Annotated in this window: 17 protein-coding genes; 13 read left to right on the top strand and 4 right to left on the bottom strand. The window is 39.9% G+C overall.

Annotation, left to right across the window (positions count from 1 at the left end; genetic code table 11):
- Positions 1 to 17: 17 nt before the first annotated feature.
- The 7 genes from PUND_RS07475 (at position 18) to rlmM (ending at position 6121) form a co-directional block, all read left to right on the top strand.
- A complete protein-coding gene (locus PUND_RS07475) occupies positions 18 to 845 on the top strand; it encodes a tetratricopeptide repeat protein (protein WP_010388352.1) in 828 nt (275 codons plus the stop codon).
- A 20-nt stretch (positions 846 to 865) separates the two neighbouring features.
- A complete protein-coding gene (locus tag PUND_RS07480; RefSeq protein WP_010388358.1) occupies positions 866 to 2119 on the top strand; it encodes a DUF819 family protein in 1254 nt (417 codons plus the stop codon).
- Positions 2120 to 2128: 9 nt separating this feature from the next.
- Positions 2129 to 2983, top strand: coding sequence for a 3-deoxy-8-phosphooctulonate synthase (gene kdsA / locus PUND_RS07485; RefSeq protein WP_010388361.1), 855 nt, complete (start codon positions 2129 to 2131; stop codon positions 2981 to 2983).
- Between the two features lie 121 nt (positions 2984 to 3104).
- Positions 3105 to 4001 carry a transcriptional regulator GcvA gene (locus PUND_RS07490; RefSeq protein WP_008115185.1) on the top strand — a complete coding sequence of 299 codons (897 nt, stop codon included), beginning with the start codon at positions 3105 to 3107 and terminating at the stop codon, positions 3999 to 4001.
- Entirely contained in the window at positions 4001 to 4657 is a 657-nt protein-coding gene (locus tag PUND_RS07495) for an alpha/beta family hydrolase (protein ID WP_010388363.1), read from the top strand. The genes PUND_RS07490 and PUND_RS07495 overlap by 1 nt, the downstream gene beginning before the upstream one ends.
- A complete protein-coding gene (locus tag PUND_RS07500) occupies positions 4650 to 5018 on the top strand; it encodes a DUF423 domain-containing protein (protein WP_010388367.1) in 369 nt (122 codons plus the stop codon). The genes PUND_RS07495 and PUND_RS07500 overlap by 8 nt, the downstream gene beginning before the upstream one ends.
- 17 nt (positions 5019 to 5035) lie before the next feature.
- A complete protein-coding gene (gene rlmM, locus PUND_RS07505; RefSeq protein ID WP_010388369.1) occupies positions 5036 to 6121 on the top strand; it encodes a 23S rRNA (cytidine(2498)-2'-O)-methyltransferase RlmM in 1086 nt (361 codons plus the stop codon).
- Between the two features lie 43 nt (positions 6122 to 6164).
- On the opposite strand, the gene cysZ is transcribed toward rlmM, so the two are convergent.
- Entirely contained in the window at positions 6165 to 6875 is a 711-nt protein-coding gene (cysZ, locus tag PUND_RS07510; RefSeq protein WP_372861627.1) for a sulfate transporter CysZ, read from the bottom strand.
- Positions 6876 to 7190: 315 nt separating this feature from the next.
- Here cysZ and PUND_RS07515 point away from each other — a divergent pair, with 315 nt between their 5' ends.
- The 5 genes from PUND_RS07515 to speB all read left to right on the top strand — a co-directional run bounded on the left by PUND_RS07515 (position 7191) and on the right by speB (position 15034).
- Complete coding sequence (locus PUND_RS07515; RefSeq protein ID WP_010388373.1) at positions 7191 to 9437, top strand: putative bifunctional diguanylate cyclase/phosphodiesterase; 2247 nt, start codon at positions 7191 to 7193, stop codon at positions 9435 to 9437.
- Between the two features lie 408 nt (positions 9438 to 9845).
- The gene (locus PUND_RS07520; protein ID WP_010388377.1) at positions 9846 to 11405 is read left to right on the top strand and encodes a BCCT family transporter; all 1560 of its coding nucleotides are present in this window, start codon (positions 9846 to 9848) and stop codon (positions 11403 to 11405) included.
- Between the two features lie 185 nt (positions 11406 to 11590).
- Entirely contained in the window at positions 11591 to 12049 is a 459-nt protein-coding gene (locus tag PUND_RS07525; RefSeq protein ID WP_008467955.1) for a GNAT family N-acetyltransferase, read from the top strand.
- A gap of 144 nt (positions 12050 to 12193) precedes the next feature.
- Complete coding sequence (gene speA / locus PUND_RS07530; RefSeq protein WP_010388379.1) at positions 12194 to 14107, top strand: biosynthetic arginine decarboxylase; 1914 nt, start codon at positions 12194 to 12196, stop codon at positions 14105 to 14107.
- A 3-nt stretch (positions 14108 to 14110) separates the two neighbouring features.
- The gene (gene speB / locus PUND_RS07535) at positions 14111 to 15034 is read left to right on the top strand and encodes an agmatinase (protein WP_010388380.1); all 924 of its coding nucleotides are present in this window, start codon (positions 14111 to 14113) and stop codon (positions 15032 to 15034) included.
- Positions 15035 to 15098: 64 nt separating this feature from the next.
- Here speB and PUND_RS07540 read toward each other — a convergent pair whose 3' ends face one another.
- Genes PUND_RS07540 through PUND_RS07550 form a run of 3 tightly spaced genes read right to left on the bottom strand, consistent with a single transcriptional unit; the run spans position 15099 to position 17514 of the window.
- The gene (locus PUND_RS07540; protein ID WP_240539501.1) at positions 15099 to 15350 is read right to left on the bottom strand and encodes a hypothetical protein; all 252 of its coding nucleotides are present in this window, start codon (positions 15348 to 15350) and stop codon (positions 15099 to 15101) included.
- 35 nt (positions 15351 to 15385) lie between these two features.
- Positions 15386 to 16426, bottom strand: coding sequence for a M48 family metallopeptidase (locus PUND_RS07545; RefSeq protein ID WP_010388383.1), 1041 nt, complete (start codon positions 16424 to 16426; stop codon positions 15386 to 15388).
- Entirely contained in the window at positions 16426 to 17514 is a 1089-nt protein-coding gene (locus PUND_RS07550; RefSeq protein ID WP_010388384.1) for a YjgN family protein, read from the bottom strand. The genes PUND_RS07545 and PUND_RS07550 overlap by 1 nt, the downstream gene beginning before the upstream one ends.
- A gap of 174 nt (positions 17515 to 17688) precedes the next feature.
- Here PUND_RS07550 and PUND_RS07555 point away from each other — a divergent pair, with 174 nt between their 5' ends.
- Positions 17689 to 18420: an RNA methyltransferase gene (locus PUND_RS07555; protein WP_010388385.1), complete on the top strand. Its 732-nt coding sequence runs from the start codon at positions 17689 to 17691 to the stop codon at positions 18418 to 18420.
- Positions 18421 to 18431: the final 11 nt, after the last annotated feature.

Raw genomic sequence — 18431 nt, forward strand, 5'->3', positions numbered from 1 at the left:
AGAATGTTGTAGTATGAATGACCACCCTCGGGTTTGATGAACACGATGAATCTTATATAGAAGATGCCTACGATGATTTTTTGCCACCGGCAATATATCGTTGTATTAAAGCAGAAGCTAAATGGGACCCTCAAATAGACTTAACACCAAGTCTTGAAATATTGACTGCGTTTGAGCAACAAATAGAGACTATTTGTTCGCAAACACGCGATGCACATGATCGTTTAGAACAACTACTTGATTGCTTTTACAGTCAGTGGTTATTTAGTGCGTCAAGCCTTAAAGTACCTGAGTACAAGCTAAACAGTATTAGCTACACCTTATCTATGCGCAGTGGTACACCCACGACCTTAGCTATTTTGTTATGCCATTTTTTACAGCATGCAAAACTTGATGCTAGTGTAAGCATAACTCAAGGCGAAGTGGGCATTCACGTCGCAATGAGCGATGATGAAGGGTACATTGTTGAGCCAAGTAGTGGTCAACAAAGCTGGTATATCATTCCTGAAAATACCAACGAAGATAATGCACAAGAGCAAGAGCCTCTTGAGCTTATTTTTGAAGACGAAGTATATAAATTATTTTTAGCGCAACAAAAATGGTCTTTTATTAGTGAGAACAAATTTGGTCATGCGTTAACTTGCGTTGATTTGTTAATGGAAATGCTAGGGGATGATCCCTATGAGCGACGCGACAGGGGCTATTTACTAAATCAGCTAGGTTGCCCTAAAATGGCACGAGATGATTTACAATTTTTTGTTGATGAATGTCCCGACGACCCTGCTATTGAAGTCATCCAACATCAAATCGAAGAACTTGAAGATAATCATAAAACCCACCATTAAAAATAAAAATAGGAAACGTTATGGCTGATCCCCAAACTGCCTTGATCACCAATGATGCTGTTGTACTAGGTTTACTGGCGATTATTTTAGGCTTTATTTTTAAAACCTCGTCAAGTCAGCGCCCAGGGCTTGTAACATTTTACAAATATGTGCCTGCATTATTGCTGTGCTATTTTTTACCATCGTTGCTAAATACCTTTGGTATTGTTGATGGCTCGCAATCGAGTGTGTATTACGTTGCCTCGCGGTATTTATTACCTGCGTGTTTAATCTTACTAACTATTAGCATTGATTTAAGAGCGATTATTAATCTAGGCCCTAAAGCATTAATTATGTTCTTAACGGGCACCGCAGGTATTGTGATTGGTGGACCATTAGCTATTTTAATTATGAGTGCCGTTTACCCTGAAGCAGTGGGTGGACATGGCCCTGATGCTGTTTGGCGCGGTATGACAACTATTGCGGGCAGCTGGATTGGCGGCGGCGCGAACCAAGCGTCTATGAAAGAGATGTTTGAAGTTGGCGGTGATATCTTCTCTGCTATGGTTACTGTCGATGTGATTGTGGCTAATCTATGGATGGCGGTATTATTATTAATGGCGGCTAACCATAAAGCGATTGATGCCAAAGCGGGGGCCGATACCACTGCGATTGAAGATTTAAAACAGCGTGTTGAAAAATACCATGCAGAGCATGCCCGTATGCCAACGCTGAATGATTACATGATGATTATTGCTATTGCCTTTGGTATTACTGGTTTAGCACATTTTTGTGCTGATATTTTAGGACCCTTCTTTGCCAATAACTATGCATGGGCAAAAGAATACAGTTTAAATAGTAAGTTCTTTTGGCTTATTGTTATATCGACCACTATAGGCATTAGTTTATCGTTCACTAGAGTGCGTCATATCGAAGCCTTTGGCTCGTCTAAAGTGGCATCAGCATTTTTATATATCTTAGTAGCATCAATTGGCCTGCATATGAATGTGATGGCGATTTTTGATTCACCAATGTATTTTGTGCTTGGTGCAATTTGGATGCTAACTCACGCCAGCTTAATGCTGATTGTTGCTAAACTAATTAAAGCGCCGTTATTTTACATGGCTGTTGGCTCTCAGGCCAATGTAGGTGGCGCGGCCTCGGCCCCTGTTGTCGCCGCTGCGTTTCATCCATCACTGGCACCGGTAGGCGTTTTATTAGCAGTACTAGGCTATGGTGTAGGTACATATATGGCGTATATTTGTGGATTAATGATGCAAGCAGTTGCACCATAAGGAATTAAAATGAACAACCAAGTTATAAATATTAATCAGATAGAACTGGCAAATGATAAACCTTTCGTTTTATTTGGTGGCATGAATGTGCTGGAATCTCGTGATTTAGCGATGCGTATTGTTGAGCATTATGTTGAAGTGACCACTAAATTAAATATTCCTTATGTATTTAAGGCGTCATTTGATAAAGCCAATCGCTCGTCAATCAATTCTTACCGTGGTCCGGGCATGGAAGAAGGCTTAAAGATATTTGAAGAGATTAAAAATACCTTTAATATTCCGCTGATCACCGATGTGCATGAACCTCATCAAGCAGCACCGGTTGCAGAGGTTGTTGATGTTATTCAGCTACCGGCATTTTTGGCTCGTCAAACAGACTTAGTGGTTGCCATGGCAAAAACAGGCGCGATTATTAATGTGAAAAAGCCACAGTTTTTAGCCCCACATGAAATGCGTCATATCATTACTAAATTTAATGAAGCGGGCAATAATAATGTGGCCTTGTGTGAACGTGGTTCAAGCTTTGGTTATAACAACCTAGTGGTTGATATGCTGGGTATGGATGACATGAAAACCATGGCGCCCGTTATATTTGACGCTACTCATGCGCTACAACGTCCTGGCGGTCGAGCTGATTCAGCCGATGGTCGTCGTGCTCAAGCAGCAGAACTGGCTCGTAGTGGCATGGCACTGGGTATTGCAGGCTTATTTATTGAAGCACACCCAAATCCAAATGAAGCAAAATGTGATGGCCCTTGTGCATTAGCACTGAGTAAATTAGAAGGGTACTTATCGCAAATGAAAGCAGTTGATGATTTAATCAAAAGCTTTGCTCCGCTTGATACCAGTGCTAGCGATTTATAAAAAAGTGATTTACTCATTAAAAAGCGACTTCGGTCGCTTTTTTTGTGGCTTGAATATACTCTTTCCCAGCATAGGTATATAATTCACCGCATAAGAAAAACTAATTCTAAGCTTGGTTGCCATGTCAAGACGAGTTCCTCCATTAAACGCGCTAAAAGCTTTTGAAGCTGCAGCCCGTCATTTAAGCTTTACTAAAGCCGCAGAAGAGTTGTATGTGACGCAGGCTGCGGTAAGCCATCAAATTAAAACCCTCGAAGAGCACTTAGGGTTAAAGTTGTTTTTGCGTAAAAATCGCTCGTTACTTCTAACCGAAGAAGGTCAAGGCTACTTTTTAGATATTAAAGAGATTTTTACTCAGCTAATTGACGCAACCGAAAAGCTACTAGCCCGTGGTGCAAAAGGCTCGCTAACAGTGAGTTTAACCCCGAGCTTTGCGATTCAATGGCTTATTCCTCGATTGAGCTTATTTAACGAGTTACACCCTGAAATTGATGTGCGAATTAAAGCCCAAGATCAGGACGAAAACTCGTTAACAGACGATGTTGATATTTCAATTTATTATGGTCGCGGTCATTGGAGTGGCGTACAAGCTTATAAATTGCACACTGAATACTTAGTGCCACTGTGTAGCCCATTATTGTTAAGTGGCCCTAGAGCGCTTAATCAACCAAGTGATTTAGCAAACCATACCTTGTTGCATGACACCACTCGTAAAAACTGGAAAACGTGGATGAAAACCGCGGGTGTTCGCAACGTACAAGTTAACCAAGGGCCTATTTTTAGTCATTCATCTATGGTGCTGCAAGCTGCGGTACATGGCCAAGGTGTTGCAATTGGTAATAGTGTTTTAGCAAAACCAGATATTGATGCAGGTCGATTAGTGATCCCGTTTAATCACAGTTTAGAAAGTAAAAACGCCTATTATTTGGTGATCCGTGAGTCGCAAAATGAATTAGGTAAAATTGTGTCATTTAAAGATTGGATGTTAAGCCTAGTTGAGCAGGAGCAAGAATATTAATGAGCATTGAATGGGTTAAAAGCAGTCAGCAACCTGCAATCGCACAGTTTATATTTGCGCATGGTGCAGGGGCTGGCAGTGATTCTGAGTTTATGCAAACCATGGCCAAACAGCTCAGTGAGTATGGTATTGACGTTGGGCTGTTTGATTTTGAATACATGCAAATTGCTAAACAAACCAATAAACGTCGCCCACCAGAGCGAGCACCAAAATTACTTACATATTTTGATCATATACTTACTCAAGCTGATGCAAATTTACCGCTATTTATAGGGGGTAAATCAATGGGCGGGCGCATGGCGTCTATGCTTGCTTGCTCAACCTCGCATGCTGTTTTAGGTGTACTTGCGTTTGGTTATCCGTTTCATCCACCGGGCAAGCCAGAAAAGCTCCGAACAGATCACTTTGCAGACATACCATGTCCTTTTTTAGTACTACAAGGTGAACGAGACACCTTTGGCACCCGTGAAGAGCTTGCCACAATGGCAATGCCAAAACAGCCGCAGTATATATGGTTAACTGATGGTGACCACTCACTAAAACCACGTAAAAAAAGTGGTATAACCGAGCAACAAAACCTTAATGTTGCAGCAATGCAGGCGGCTAACTTTATCAAAAGCACCATTGAGAATGTAAAAGAGGAAAAACATGATTAAACTATTTTTACTCGCAGGCAGCTTTTTTTGTATGCTTTCAGTGATACTGGGCGCATTTGCTGCCCATGGTTTAAAAAGTCGCTTATCAGATTACGCTATTGGTATTTTTAAAACCGCCGCCGAGTATCAAATGGTACATGGGCTGGCACTGATTGCAGTGGCAATCTTAATAAAGTGGGGCATTAACTTAAGCATGGCAGGTGGTTTTTTTATAGCGGGTACACTGTTATTTAGTGGCAGCTTATATTTACTGGCTTTAACCGGCTTAAAGTGGCTGGGCCCAATTACACCACTAGGTGGACTGTGTTTTATTATTGGTTGGATAGTTATTTTAGTGCAAGTTGCACGATTTAAGTTTTAAAGAGTTTAAGGGTTAATATGTCTAGTGTTGTGATTTACTGTCGTAGTGGTTTTGAAAGCGATGCCGCTGCTGAAATAACGTTTCACGCCGCCGAGCAAGGGTTTGCTGGGTATGTAAAAGCAAAACCAAATACCGGTTATGTTATTTATGAATGTTTTGAAGCGCAGTACAGCGACGAAATAATCAAAAAAGTTGATTTTAAAAATATGGTATTTGCACGCCAATGGTTTGCCGGTAACCTGATAGAAAATATGCCATTAGAGGATAGAGTGGGCGCTATTGTAGATGCCGCAAAAGACTTTACTTTATGCTCTGAACTACGAGTAGAAACACCCGATACCAACGAGGGCAAGGAGTTACTGACTTTTTGTAAAAAGATATCAACTCCGCTTAAAAAAGCGCTCGAGAAACAAAATACCGTATTGCGTGAACCAAAAGCCAATCGTCCAGTAATGCATGTGCTGTTTTTAGCTAATAATACTGCGTATGTGGGTCACTCTTATAGCTATAACAACTCACCTTTCTTTATGGGGATTCTGCGTTTACGTATGCCAAACGATGGCCCAAGCCGCTCAACCCTTAAGTTAGATGAAGCATTTAATGTATTTATTCCTGAGCAGCAGCGTGAGTCAAGAGTGCAAGCTGGCATGCGCAGCGTTGATTTAGGTGCTTGCCCAGGTGGTTGGACTTATCAGTTGGTTCGCCGTGGTATGTTTGTTAGCGCGATAGATAATGGCCCAATGAATGAAAGTTTAATGGAAACAGGGCAAGTAAAACATTTTAGAGAAGATGGTTTTAAATACCGCCCAGAAAAAAGAAACATAACCTGGTTAGTTTGCGATATGGTAGAAAAACCAACGAAAGTAACTAACTTGATGATTGACTGGGCAGTAAACGCCTATGCAAAAGAGCTTATTTTTAATCTAAAACTACCGATGAAAAAACGCTTTGATAGTGTGTATGAATGTCTAAAAATGATTAGAGAGGAAATGGTGAAGTTCGGTATCAGCTATGAATTACAAGCTAAGCATTTGTACCATGATCGTGAAGAGATAACGGTGCACTTAAACGTAATTAAAGTACCACAAAGCTTATATAGTTAATTGATTAGCGAGTATAAAAAATGGGCCAAGAGGCCCATTTTTTTTAACTACGATATTGTGGTCGGTAATGCTCAACCCATAACCGTGTAGCGCCGCACACTGCCACAGGCATCACAATTAAATTTATAAATGGGATAGCGGTTAGCAGCATCACTGCAAAGCCAAACCCGTAAGATAAGCCTTGTTTGCTTTTTAAGTCATTTTTCATTTGAGTGAAGCTAACTTTGTGGTTATCAAAAGCATAATCTTTATATTGCACCGCATACATCCAGCAGGTAAAAAGCACCCAGAGCACTTGGCCTATTACCGGTAACACCCACAATAGAATAAAAAAGCCAATAGCGCGCGGGAGGTAGTAGCAAAGCTTAGTCCATTCTCGGCCTAGCATTCGCGGCACATCTTTGACTAAATCAGCTAATCCATCGTCGTTAATTTTTTGACCAGTTAAATACAGCTCAACTTTTTCACTTAGCAAGCCATTAAAAGGTGCGGCGATAAAGTTAGTAATAACGGTAAATAACATACTGTAACTAAACAGCACCACCAGTACAGCAATTGGCCACATTAACCATTCGAGCCAACTAAGCCATTCTGGAAGCATTGAATTTACAGCGTTAAAGCCATCACTCAGCCAGCCAAATAAAAAGAATAAGGAGCTACCAAATAATAAAATATTAATAAGTAGGGGGATTAGTACAAAGCGTTTTAGTCCTTTTTGACTAATTAACTTAAACCCGGAAAAAAAATATTCCATACCTTGCGTTATTTGCACACTAACCTCATCGATTATTTATCTTTTGGCTATTATAAATAGCCTGATGATTTTAAACAGTACTTTTAAGTAACAAAGTATTTAATAAAGGGTATTTCAAATAGAATGATAATAAATTGCTAGCTTGGGCAATTACTTTGAATTCTTCGAAAGTGCTTAATGAAATAAAATGCTCAGCAATAGACAAAATTACCATAGATGCTAATTTCAATATTATGTATAGTCAAAAGACTATAATAAATTATTATATAGAATATAGCGGCGCATTTAGCGTAAGTGACTGTTGAGGAATATAATTTGATTGAAATAATGAGAGTCAGAAAGCTGCTTTCTCAGCAACAAAATATATTATCTAAAATAGCCTTGGGTGCGCCACTTGATGAAGTACTTGAAAATATTTGTTTATCTATTGAGGAGCTTATTGAAGACTCCTCTGCAAAGTGCTCTATATTAACACTCAAAGGTGAACAGCTATTTCATAGTGCGGCGCCTAATATTGCAAAGGGTTACTGTGAGGCAATTAATGGCGTACATATCGGCCCCAGTGTTGGCTCATGCGGTACTGCAGTGTATGAAAAAAAGCGAGTAATAGCCTCAGATATTGCAACATCACCCTTATGGGAAAACTATAAAGCGTTGGCATTGAGTTTTGATTTAAGGTCGTGCTGGTCAACCCCTATTATTTCAACACAATCAGACATATTAGGCACTTTTGCAATTTATCATGACAGTGCCAAGTCACCGACAACTCAAGATTTAGAGTTAATAGACTTTTTTGTTGATTTCACCAGTATTGCTTTAGAAAAGCACACAGAGTCACTAAAATCAAAAGTGTTACTTGCAGAATTACAGCAAAGTAATGAAAAGTTTAAAGCCTTCGCAAAAGTACTTCCCGATCTAACCCTCATTTTGAGTGAAGAAGGGGAGTATACCAACGTTTACGGCACTGCTAATGAAAGTTTATATTTAAGCCAAGAGCATGTGATTAATCGAAATGTCAGAGATATTATGCCTCCCGAGGATGCTAATCCTATTATGGCGGTAATTGCCAAAACGCTTCAAACTAATGAAGTTCAAGTGTTTGAGTATCAGCTAAATATAAAAGGTAAGCAACTTACATTTGAAGGACGAACAGCCCCGCTTGAAAGTTACCAACCTAATAATCCCTCTCAGCGACATGTAGTATGGATGGCCAGAGATATCTCTACTCGTAAAGCGGCAGAAGAAGAGGTGCAACGGTTAGCATTTTTTGACCCGCTTACAAACCTCCCGAACCGCAGAATGCTCAATGATAAACTCAGTATGTATGTTGAACAAATTAAGCAGTCTGATCACACGGGCGCACTCTTATTTTTAGATTTAGATAATTTTAAACGTATAAACGACTCATTAGGGCACAATGCCGGTGATGAAATACTGGTTGAGCTATCACAGCGACTAACGCGTGTTTTAAACCCAACAGATACCCTTGCCCGCGTGGGCGGTGATGAATTTATTATACTCATTGAGAATGTAGGAGATAGCCATAAGCAAGCGAGTCTTGAATCAGAATTAATGGCTAAAGTGGTACAAAGCGTTTTTTATGACAAGTTTGAGATAGGGGATTTGGCGTTTCAAGTTAGCTGCAGTATAGGTATATGTTTAATTAATAACGCCAATGCTATTAGCGAAAATATTTTAAAATTTGCAGATACCGCCATGTATCGCTCTAAAATGAAAGGCGGTAATAGTAGTAGCTTTTACGATCCTGCACTGCAAACCTTACTGGAAAATCAAACTGAGCTTGAAACAGATATAGTCAGAGCGATTGCATGTGATGAATTTTGTGCTTACTTTCAGCCTCAATTATCAATTGATGGCAGTATTATTGGTGCAGAAGCACTCATACGATGGAATCACCCAACCAAAGGACTAATCTCTCCTAATTCGTTTATTCCAATTGCCGAGCAATTTGGCTTAATTCAAAAGTTACAAAACATTGTATTGCGCGATATTTGTATTTTACTGGAAACACTTCGAGATCATAACGTACTGAAAAACCAGTTTAATGTGTCTATTAACATTAGCCAGTGTCAGTTTAATTCTTCTACTTTAAAAGGAGAATTGTTTAAAGCGATTGAGACGTATGATGTATTACCCTCACAAATTAAATTAGAGATCACTGAGTCCATGTTAGCGGGTGATTTAATGAGTACGGTAAAGCAAATGAAAGAGCTAAAGTCGCAGGGATTTGTATTTTCAATTGATGACTTTGGTACCGGCTACTCGTGTTTAAAGCACTTGAGTGTTTTACCGATAGACGAACTAAAAATAGATAAAAGCTTTATTGATAAAGTGTTGGATAACGCATCGGGGCAAAGCATAGTTCAGTCTATTATTGGTTTAGGTCATAGTTTAGATATTAATATTGTAGCCGAAGGGGTCGAAAGTGCTGAGCAACTACATATATTAAAGTCTATGGGTGTAAACGCAGTGCAAGGGTTCTTATTTGCAAAACCATTAACACACAGCAATTACTTAAAATGGCATAAAGAGCACCAATAACATCGTGCTTGTTACTAACTGAGGCGACAAGTTTAGTTACCCCAATCAATAAGTCGCTTTGTTTAACCTCTAATTGGGCAGTAACGTTTGCTAACTTACTGCGTTTTAGCTCAAACAGAAATGTATACTTTTTGTTTGTTTGTTTGCTAGCTAAGTGTAATGAGTTTTTTACTATTTTGTAACAGTTGCACAAATCATTGCTGTGGCATTGGTTTAGCGTTTTTAACGCGTTAAACTAGTCAGGAATTGGCAATAAGTCTACTTGTTGTGACATTATCTAAACGTAAACACGACAGGTACTTGAAACTTGCTTTTGAGTTGCTTTTTCGTTCGTTGTAACTATGGTTTAGGGTTATGTCATGGTATGTCGCTATGTCGGTAACTGTAAAAAACCATTAGGAGCGATAAATGAATACCACGAAAGCAGCTTTAAAGTCGGGTGAAATACACTCTCCCCGAGTAAAGTTTCTGGAAGGGGTTGATATACCCGTTTTTTTAATCAGTGGCGGTATATTAGTTTTATTTGCCGCGCTGGCACTGTACGACATAAAACTGATGTCGGATTGGATAAACTCTGCCTTTGCCTTCTCCACCAAAATATTTGGCGCCTTTTGGCAAGTTCTGCTGTTATTAACCTTTGTGATTGGCATATTTTTAGCCGTAGGCCGCACCGGTTCAGTGGTGCTCGGCGGTTTAAAAACCCCTGAAATATCTACCTTCAAATGGATAAGTATAATTATGTGTACTTTGCTTGCAGGTGGCGGTGTATTTTGGGCCGCAGCAGAGCCAATGGCACACTTTATTTCTCCGCCCCCGTTATTTGGTGGTGAAACTGGCACAAAGGATGCCGCCTACAACGCTCTTGCACAAAGCTTTATGCATTGGGGCTTTTTAGCCTGGGCTATTTTAGGTAGTTTGACCGGCATTGTTTATATGCATCTCCATTACGAAAAAGGATTACCGCTTAAACCGCGCACTTTGCTTTACCCGGTATTTGGCGATCGCGCAATGAAAGGTGCGCTTGGTACTATTGTTGATGCATGTTGTGTACTCGCTGTGGTTGCTGGCACTGTTGGTCCTATTGGTTTTTTAGGTTTACAAGTGAGTTTTGGTCTAGAAAAATTGTTTGCCATTCCTGATACCTACACCACGCAGGTGGTTATTTTATTTAGCTTAATTGGAATTTACACACTTTCAGCGGTAAGTGGGGTTACCAAAGGTATTCAGCTACTAAGCCGTTTTAATGTTGTACTGGCAGTGTTGCTGATGTTGTTTATATTACTAATGGGGCCAACTGCGTTTATTATCGACAGTTACATTCATTCCTTTGGTTTGTATTTAGATAACTTTATTCCTATGGCTACATTTCGTGCCGATAAACCGTGGCTAGACTGGTGGACTGTATTCTTTTGGGGCTGGTTTTTAGGTTATGGCCCATTAATGGCTATGTTCGTTGCACGTATATCCCGTGGACGTACTATTCGTGAAATGATTTTACTTATTTCTGTGGTTGCCCCTGTGATCACGTGTTTTTGGTTTACTATTGTTGGCGGCTCAGGCATCTTTTTTGAATTAAACAATCCTGGCGTTATATCAGAGCCTTTTGCTGGGCTTAATTTGCCAGCGGCATTGTTAGCCATCACTGAGCAGTTACCTATGGGATTTGTTGTGTCGGTGTTATTTTTAGTACTGACCACTATTTTTGTGGCAACAACAGGTGATTCAATGACGTATTCGGTATCTATGGTAATGACGGGTACCGATCACCCACAAACCTCTATTCGAATGTTTTGGGGGATTATGATGGGGGTTATGGCGGCGTTGCTTATTTCTATAGGCGAGGGCGGAATTTCAGCCTTGCAGTCGTTTATTGTGGTCACTGCGGTGCCAGTTTCGTTTGTGTTACTACCTTCGTTGTGGACAGCACCACAAATAGTTAAGAAAATGGCAGACGAACAAGGGCTTTAATAATTGATAAAGAGCGCTAATAAGCGCTCTTTTTCTGGGTACATCATGTTCTCACCTTGTTATTGAGCTATTTATTATCCTAGCAATAAACTAACCCACTAAAAATAACTTAGCCTAAGTAGGTTGTTCATTCCTATCGATACGGTATAGTTTAAATATATTTAAGCATAACCTTGAGATAAACCATGCAGTTAGTCGACTTAGACCCTTGTGATCAGGATGTGATCAACGTATTTGCTGACATAGATCGACTTATTAGCTCATTATATCCTGTAGCAACTTCACAAGCGCTTACAGTTAATGAGCTTGGTTTACCGGGCGTTTACGCTGTAGGGTTAAAAAATCAAGACGGAATAGTTGCCTGTGGCGCAATAGTAAAGCAATTTGATGGTAGCTGGTATGGCGAAATTAGACGGCTTTACGTAAAACCTAGCTATCGCGGAAAAGGCTTATCGCGGCGTATTATGCAAATTTTATTGCACTATGCAGGCGAAGAAGAAATCCCAATCATAAAACTAGAAACAGGACCAAAGCAAATACAATCAATCCATCTTTATGAGAATTTAGGGTTTGTGCAATGTGCCCCTTTTGGTGAATACACAGAAAACCCGAATAGCTTATTTATGGAGCTTGCGCTCAGCTAATATTGCTTTGTTTGAAGCTTTTATTTATCAATTTCAATCCTAACTCGTTACGAGTAGAAATACTTGTTGGACATGAATCACTATTTTTCTTTTAATGCGCGGCAACTAGCCGAATCGGCATTCATAAATAAAAGAGAAAGATAAATGAAAGAGACAACATCACTAGAACAAGCTCGTACGAGCTACAACGTTCGTCATTGGAGCCAAGGTTTTTTTGGTATTAATGATCAAGGTGATGTGTATGTTGCGCCCAAGGCTGATGCCCCACAGCAAACCATTGCACTAACAGACATTGCTAAGCAACTTGAAGACAAAGGTTTAAGCTTGCCAGCACTTGTTCGTTTTCCACAAATATTACACCATCGTGTGCATAGCCTATGTGGCGCATTTAATACCGCAATAGAAAGCTATGGCTATCCAAAAGACTATTTATTAGTTTATCCAATTAAAGTAAATCAACAGCGTGAAGTTGTTGAAGAAATTGTTGCCAGCCAAGCGCAAGTAGAAAAAAAACAGCTAGGTTTAGAGGCTGGTAGCAAGCCAGAGTTATTAACTGTATTAGCGCTGGCTGAAAAAACCAGTGCGGTGATTGTGTGTAATGGCTACAAAGATAAAGAATATGTGCGCTTAGCGCTGATTGGCGAGAAGCTGGGCCATAAAGTGTATATCGTACTTGAGAAACTGTCTGAGCTGGATATGGTGCTTAGTCAAGCCAAAGAACTTAATGTAAAACCGCGTATTGGTATTCGTGTGCGTTTAGCATCGCAGGGCAAAGGAAAATGGCAAGCAAGTGGCGGTGAAAAATCGAAGTTTGGGTTGTCTGCTTCACAAGTGCTGTATGTAGTAAACCGTTTAAAAGAAACAGATCAGCTTGATTTAGTACAGCTTGTGCATTTTCACTTAGGGTCGCAAATGGCCAATATTCGTGATGTACGCTTAGGTGTAAGTGAAGCTGCGCGTTTTTATTGTGAATTACGTAAGTTGGGTGCACAAATAGAGTGCCTTGATGTAGGGGGCGGTTTAGCGGTTGATTACGACGGTACACGCAGTCAATCACACAACTCAATGAACTACAGTTTAGCCGAATACGCAAATAATATTGTGTACACCATAGGTGATATTTGTAAGCAGTATGAACAGCCTTTCCCTACCATTATTTCAGAGTCGGGAAGAGCATTAACGGCGCACCATGCAGTGCTTATTTCCAATGTAATTGGCACCGAAACATATGCACCAGAAGAAATAGAAGCGCCGGCAGATGATGCGCCGCAATTACTTAAAAATATGTGGATTTCATGGCAACAATTGCATGTACTTACTGATGACCGTGCATTAATTGAGATTTTTCACGACAGCCAAGGTGATTTAGCTGAAGCGCATAGTCAGTTTGCGATGGGATTATTAGATTTAACCCAACGCGCATGGGCCGAGCAAATTAATTTGCGTGTGTGTTATGAGCTTAATAAATTAATGGATAACAAAAATCGTTTCCATCGTCCGATTATTGATGATCTGAATGCGCGTTTAGCGGACAAGTTTTTTGTCAATTTCTCATTGTTTCAGTCATTGCCTGACGCGTGGGGTATTGACCAAGTGTTTCCGGTATTGCCTTTAAGTGGTTTAACGCAAGCTCCACAAAAACGGGCTGTGTTACTTGATATCACCTGTGATTCAGATGGCGCATTAGAGCATTATGTAGATGGTCAAGGTATTGAAAGTACGTTGCCAGTACCTGAGTTTACAGCAGACAAACCTTATTTAATGGGGTTTTTCTTAGTAGGTGCCTATCAAGAGATTTTAGGCGATATGCATAACTTATTTGGTGATACGCATAGTGCTATTGTCAATATGGATGAGCAAGGTATTGCTAGCATTACAGAAATTAATCATGGTGATACTGTGGCTGACATGATGCGTTATGTACATTTAGATGTTGAAGGTTTTCAGCAGTCATACGCGCAGTTAGTGAGCGCAAAAATTGCAGCAGATGAACAGCAAAGCGTTTTAGACGAGTTGCAAAGCGGCCTTGATGGCTACACTTATTTAGAAGAGTTATAAGCAATGTCTAGCTTGTTTGGTTGTGTTGACCACTCATTGTACTCAAATGGGATGACGTTTTTACGTCGTCCTATGGTACAAAACATTAACGCGATTGAAGCCGATGTAGTGGTATTGGGTCTACCGTTTGATTTAGCCACTTCAGGGCGCCCTGGTGCCCGCTTAGGGCCTGATGCTATTCGCAGAGCATCGGTACATTTAGCATGGGAAGATACAAAATATCCATGGACATTTCCATTGTTTGAGCGCTTAACCGTGGCGGATGCTGGCGACTTTACTTATCCGGTGGGCGATCCTGAATATTTTACCGCGCAATTGGAAATGGCGGCAGAGCAAATACTTCGCCAAGGTAAAACATTATTAGGCTTGGGTGGCGATCATTTCGTAACGTTACCACTATTGCGCGCACATGCAAAAATTCATGGCAAAATGGCATTAGTTCACTTCGATGCGCATACCGATACCTATAGCAACGGCTCGCGTTTTGATCACGGCACCATGTTTTATCATGCCCCAATGGAAGGGTTAATTGATGTTAATCACAGTATTCAGCTAGGCATTCGTACTGACTTTGATCAAAGCAGGCATGAGTTTGCAGTGATTGATGCCATGCAAGCCAATGATCTGCATGCGAATGATATTGCAGCTCAGATTATTGAGCGAGTGGGTGATTTACCGGTTTACTTAACCTTTGATATAGATTGTTTAGACCCCGCCTTTGCACCAGGTACGGGCACACCCGTGTGTGGTGGTTTAACCTCTGATAAAGTGCTTAAAATCTTACGCGCACTGAAAGGGGTTAATATGGTGGGAATGGATGTGGTTGAAGTATCCCCGTCGTACGACCAAAGTGAGCTTACCGCCATTGCCGCTGCAACGATTGCCAGTGAATTACTGCATTTGTGGGCATTTAAGCATAAATATTAATATGTGTTAATGCAGTTTAAAAAGCGCCAATTTGGCGCTTTTTTTATATGAAAATAAAAGACTATTAAAACTGCATATTGTGCTTTTTAGCATAAATAAAAAACACCGGAATTTCGATTATGACGTAAGTTAAAAAAGTAAACCAAAACCAATTAACTTCAAATATTAACCAGCTAAATTGCACGCCTGAGTTGTAATAAAGAGTAGATGCAATTAATAGCGTAATGCCTGTTGCAAATAAATCTTGCACCGATACTTTTTTAAAGCTGCTGCCTGCAAAGCGCGGATAAATAAATCCGTAGCCTAGGGTGATCATAATGATAACCAATAAGAGCAAATTTAGTTCAGGGGTCATTGTGGTTTATATTGCCTCGCATATTCTATTCGCTCTTGGGAACTTGGGTGCGTTGATAAATACTTTAACCAAGCATCATCATAGCTCCCTTTTTGCGCTTGTAAATTCTTTTCCAGTGCTTCAATTGCATCAGCAAAGTCGTGGTTAGAATAGCCTAATTTTAAAAGGTTTTTAATCGCATATATATCGGCTTCTTGTTCCATATCTCGCGAAAAAGCTTGTTGTAAAAAAGATGAACCAGAGCCAAGCACGACTTCTACTATACCTTCTAAGTCACCAAAAATAACTGCAAATACAACGGTGCTCGCTGCAGCTTGTGCCGCAAGTCGAATGCTGTGATGGTGCTGAACATGACCAATTTCATGAAGTAAAATAGCACGCAGGGCATCAGGATCATTTTTTAATAGATCAACAAGTTCGTCAGTTACTACAACCCGACCATTTGGAAGAGCAAACGCATTAGCTGAAAAATAATCAGACTGATAAAAAGATAGCCTAAACTTTGCACTGTCTAAATTGAGCGAGTTAAGCATTAAACGCCATTGTTGCTGTATTTCTGATTGCTTATTAGTGGAAAGTTGAGAAGGTTCCAATGCGACTTTTTCTATTACACTGAGCGTTTGCTCTCCCATCGTTTCAATTGTCGAGGCAGGTGCTAAGTTAACGCTATAAACGGCTACTGATGGTATTAAGCGGTATAAAATTAACCAAAGTAATAGGGGAATTAGCAGCACGGATGCAACAATAAGAATCTTATTTTTTTCTAAGCGTTCACTGAGTCCATGCTCTTTAAGCGCGAATGGCCACCTAAATTCTACATCTTGAGGAATAAATCGCCCACCATCAGCAAAATTTAACTCTGACGCCATGCCAGGTAACGGGCTATCAAGTTGGCAACTGTCTATTGTTGATGCAAGTAACGTCGTATTCTCAGAGTCAACAAGTGTTATTTGCTCATGGGAAAGGTGTGCATAGCTTTTAATATGTTGGCTGCTATTAGGGTAATAATAACAGCCAAAAATAGGATAATTACTCATTAGGTGAGTGAAATATCAATATCAAACACATTAGCAGCTTCTTCAGCAAATGATGACTGCTCATTTTGTGCAACATCAATCAACGAAAGTGCGCCGCTATAAATAGTGACTTCAGTAACCGATGCTAACAGCTTTGCTCTGCGTACTTTAGCCCAAGGGTAGGCCAGTCCTAAGGTAAATATAATTGCCAATACATTAGTAAATAGTAAGATGGCATAGTCAATGGCTTTTAAGTTCGAATCAAAGGTAGCGACTTCTGTAAATTCGCTGTTATTAAAAATATGATTTCGAATAAGCGAATGATAAACAGCGCCTACTAGTGTTAAAAACGCAACATACAACGTAGCAATTAATAGCGGCACTACAATTGTCGAAAGGCTAAAGTTTTGTGTGTTTAAGTTACCGATAGTTAAGGCACTTGCACCAGCAAAGAAGCCAAAAATAACTAAGCCACCTATTGCAACTCCTAGGGTAATAAGTGCTGCGATGTAATAGCGTTCGCCTTGAAGATTTACTGTAAGTGGTTTATTTCCATAGCTGATGTTTTCATGCATATATTGATCAATTCGCTTTAATACATACGGCAGTAATAGGTGTAATGTGAATACACTTGCAATAGGTAATAAAACAAAGTTAATAAATGCATCGCCGTAATTACCTGAAAAGGCAAAGCGTACATTACGATGGCGAGTCATACGCATATTAAAACGCAGACCTTGGTTGATGATCCACGGCAATAAAAATAAAAAGCCAATAGCAAATAAAAGGCCTATCGCTGGTGCGAGGCTGCTAAGTAAGGTGTAAATTAAAAATGCGATGACCGCTAAAATGCGTCCTTTTAAAATTTGTATTGGGGTCGCTAGATAGTCAAAGCTATGGCCGTCGATACGCGTATGACCGTAAAAATAACGATAGGTGCGAACTTTTGCCCATGCCGAATAAATTCCGAGAGTTATAATACTCAGCAGTATATTAACAATCCATATACCAAAAAATTCGCCGGCTTTGCCGCTAAATTGTACTTTACCGCTAAAAATAGCAGGGGGTGTTTGATTTGACTCAGATGAAGTTGGGTGTACTGGTTCCATTTTAAAAATATATCCATGTTGTTTTTTGTAAATTTACCTTTTTTAGATAAAAAAAACAATCTTTATAATTAGCTAGCTGATTGTAAGTAGGCTATTTTTATTGCTTTTACTGTTTATGGGGCTGCACTTTAAGTCACCTCTGGTATACTGTGCAGATAATTTAATGGGGCTGTCATGATTTCAAAAAACCAACTTAAACTTATTCGCCAGCTTGGCCAAAAAAAGTATCGCAAGCAATTTAACCAATACTTAGTACAAGGCGAAAAAAATGTACTGGAGTTATTAAATAGCCCATTAAAAGTAAACGATGTATTTGCAACGCAAAGCTTTATTGATAATAACCAAAGCTCATATCCTCAAACGCATTTTATTACAGCGGATGAAGAGCAGCTAACAAAGGCCAGTACTTTGGTAAGTAATAATGCGGCTATTGCAATTATTGATATGCCAAGCACCGTATTACCAGATGAAAACAGTTTAATATTAGCCTTAGATGGCGTATCTGATCCTGGTAATTTAGGTACCATCATTCGCGTGGCTGATTGGTACGGTATAAAACATATTGTTGCCAGCACTGACAGTGCCGATCCGTATAACCCAAAAACAATTAGCGCCACAATGGGGTCGTTCGTTCGCGTATCGGTAAGCCAAGTTGAATTGCCTGAATACTTATCTACATTAAACATGCCTATTTATGGTGCATTTTTAGATGGCCAAAGTGTGCATAGCACTAAATTTAGTGGCCAAGGTGTATTGCTTATGGGCAGTGAATCACATGGAATACGCGAGCAGTGTGCAAAATTAGTGAGCAACAAAATAACCATACCGGCTTTTGGCGGTGCAGAGTCGCTCAATGTAGCAATGGCCACGGGTATTATTTTAGATAATTTTAAACGCCAAGCTTAACTTTTTAGCTA

This window comes from Pseudoalteromonas undina (assembly GCF_000238275.3).
Taxonomy (GTDB): domain Bacteria; phylum Pseudomonadota; class Gammaproteobacteria; order Enterobacterales; family Alteromonadaceae; genus Pseudoalteromonas; species Pseudoalteromonas undina.

Bases quoted from the DNA above. Each gene is read 5' to 3' on its own strand.
- PUND_RS07475 (WP_010388352.1), top strand. From the start codon at position 18: ATGACCACCCTCGGGTTTGATGAACACGATGAATCTTATATAGAAGAT.
- PUND_RS07480 (WP_010388358.1), top strand. From the start codon at position 866: ATGGCTGATCCCCAAACTGCCTTGATCACCAATGATGCTGTTGTACTA.
- kdsA (WP_010388361.1), top strand. From the start codon at position 2,129: ATGAACAACCAAGTTATAAATATTAATCAGATAGAACTGGCAAATGAT.
- PUND_RS07490 (WP_008115185.1), top strand. From the start codon at position 3,105: ATGTCAAGACGAGTTCCTCCATTAAACGCGCTAAAAGCTTTTGAAGCT.
- PUND_RS07495 (WP_010388363.1), top strand. From the start codon at position 4,001: ATGAGCATTGAATGGGTTAAAAGCAGTCAGCAACCTGCAATCGCACAG.
- PUND_RS07500 (WP_010388367.1), top strand. From the start codon at position 4,650: ATGATTAAACTATTTTTACTCGCAGGCAGCTTTTTTTGTATGCTTTCA.
- rlmM (WP_010388369.1), top strand. From the start codon at position 5,036: ATGTCTAGTGTTGTGATTTACTGTCGTAGTGGTTTTGAAAGCGATGCC.
- cysZ (WP_372861627.1), bottom strand. From the start codon at position 6,875: ATGGAATATTTTTTTTCCGGGTTTAAGTTAATTAGTCAAAAAGGACTA.
- PUND_RS07520 (WP_010388377.1), top strand. From the start codon at position 9,846: ATGAATACCACGAAAGCAGCTTTAAAGTCGGGTGAAATACACTCTCCC.
- PUND_RS07525 (WP_008467955.1), top strand. From the start codon at position 11,591: ATGCAGTTAGTCGACTTAGACCCTTGTGATCAGGATGTGATCAACGTA.
- speA (WP_010388379.1), top strand. From the start codon at position 12,194: ATGAAAGAGACAACATCACTAGAACAAGCTCGTACGAGCTACAACGTT.
- speB (WP_010388380.1), top strand. From the start codon at position 14,111: ATGTCTAGCTTGTTTGGTTGTGTTGACCACTCATTGTACTCAAATGGG.
- PUND_RS07540 (WP_240539501.1), bottom strand. From the start codon at position 15,350: ATGATCACCCTAGGCTACGGATTTATTTATCCGCGCTTTGCAGGCAGC.
- PUND_RS07545 (WP_010388383.1), bottom strand. From the start codon at position 16,426: ATGAGTAATTATCCTATTTTTGGCTGTTATTATTACCCTAATAGCAGC.
- PUND_RS07550 (WP_010388384.1), bottom strand. From the start codon at position 17,514: ATGGAACCAGTACACCCAACTTCATCTGAGTCAAATCAAACACCCCCT.
- PUND_RS07555 (WP_010388385.1), top strand. From the start codon at position 17,689: ATGATTTCAAAAAACCAACTTAAACTTATTCGCCAGCTTGGCCAAAAA.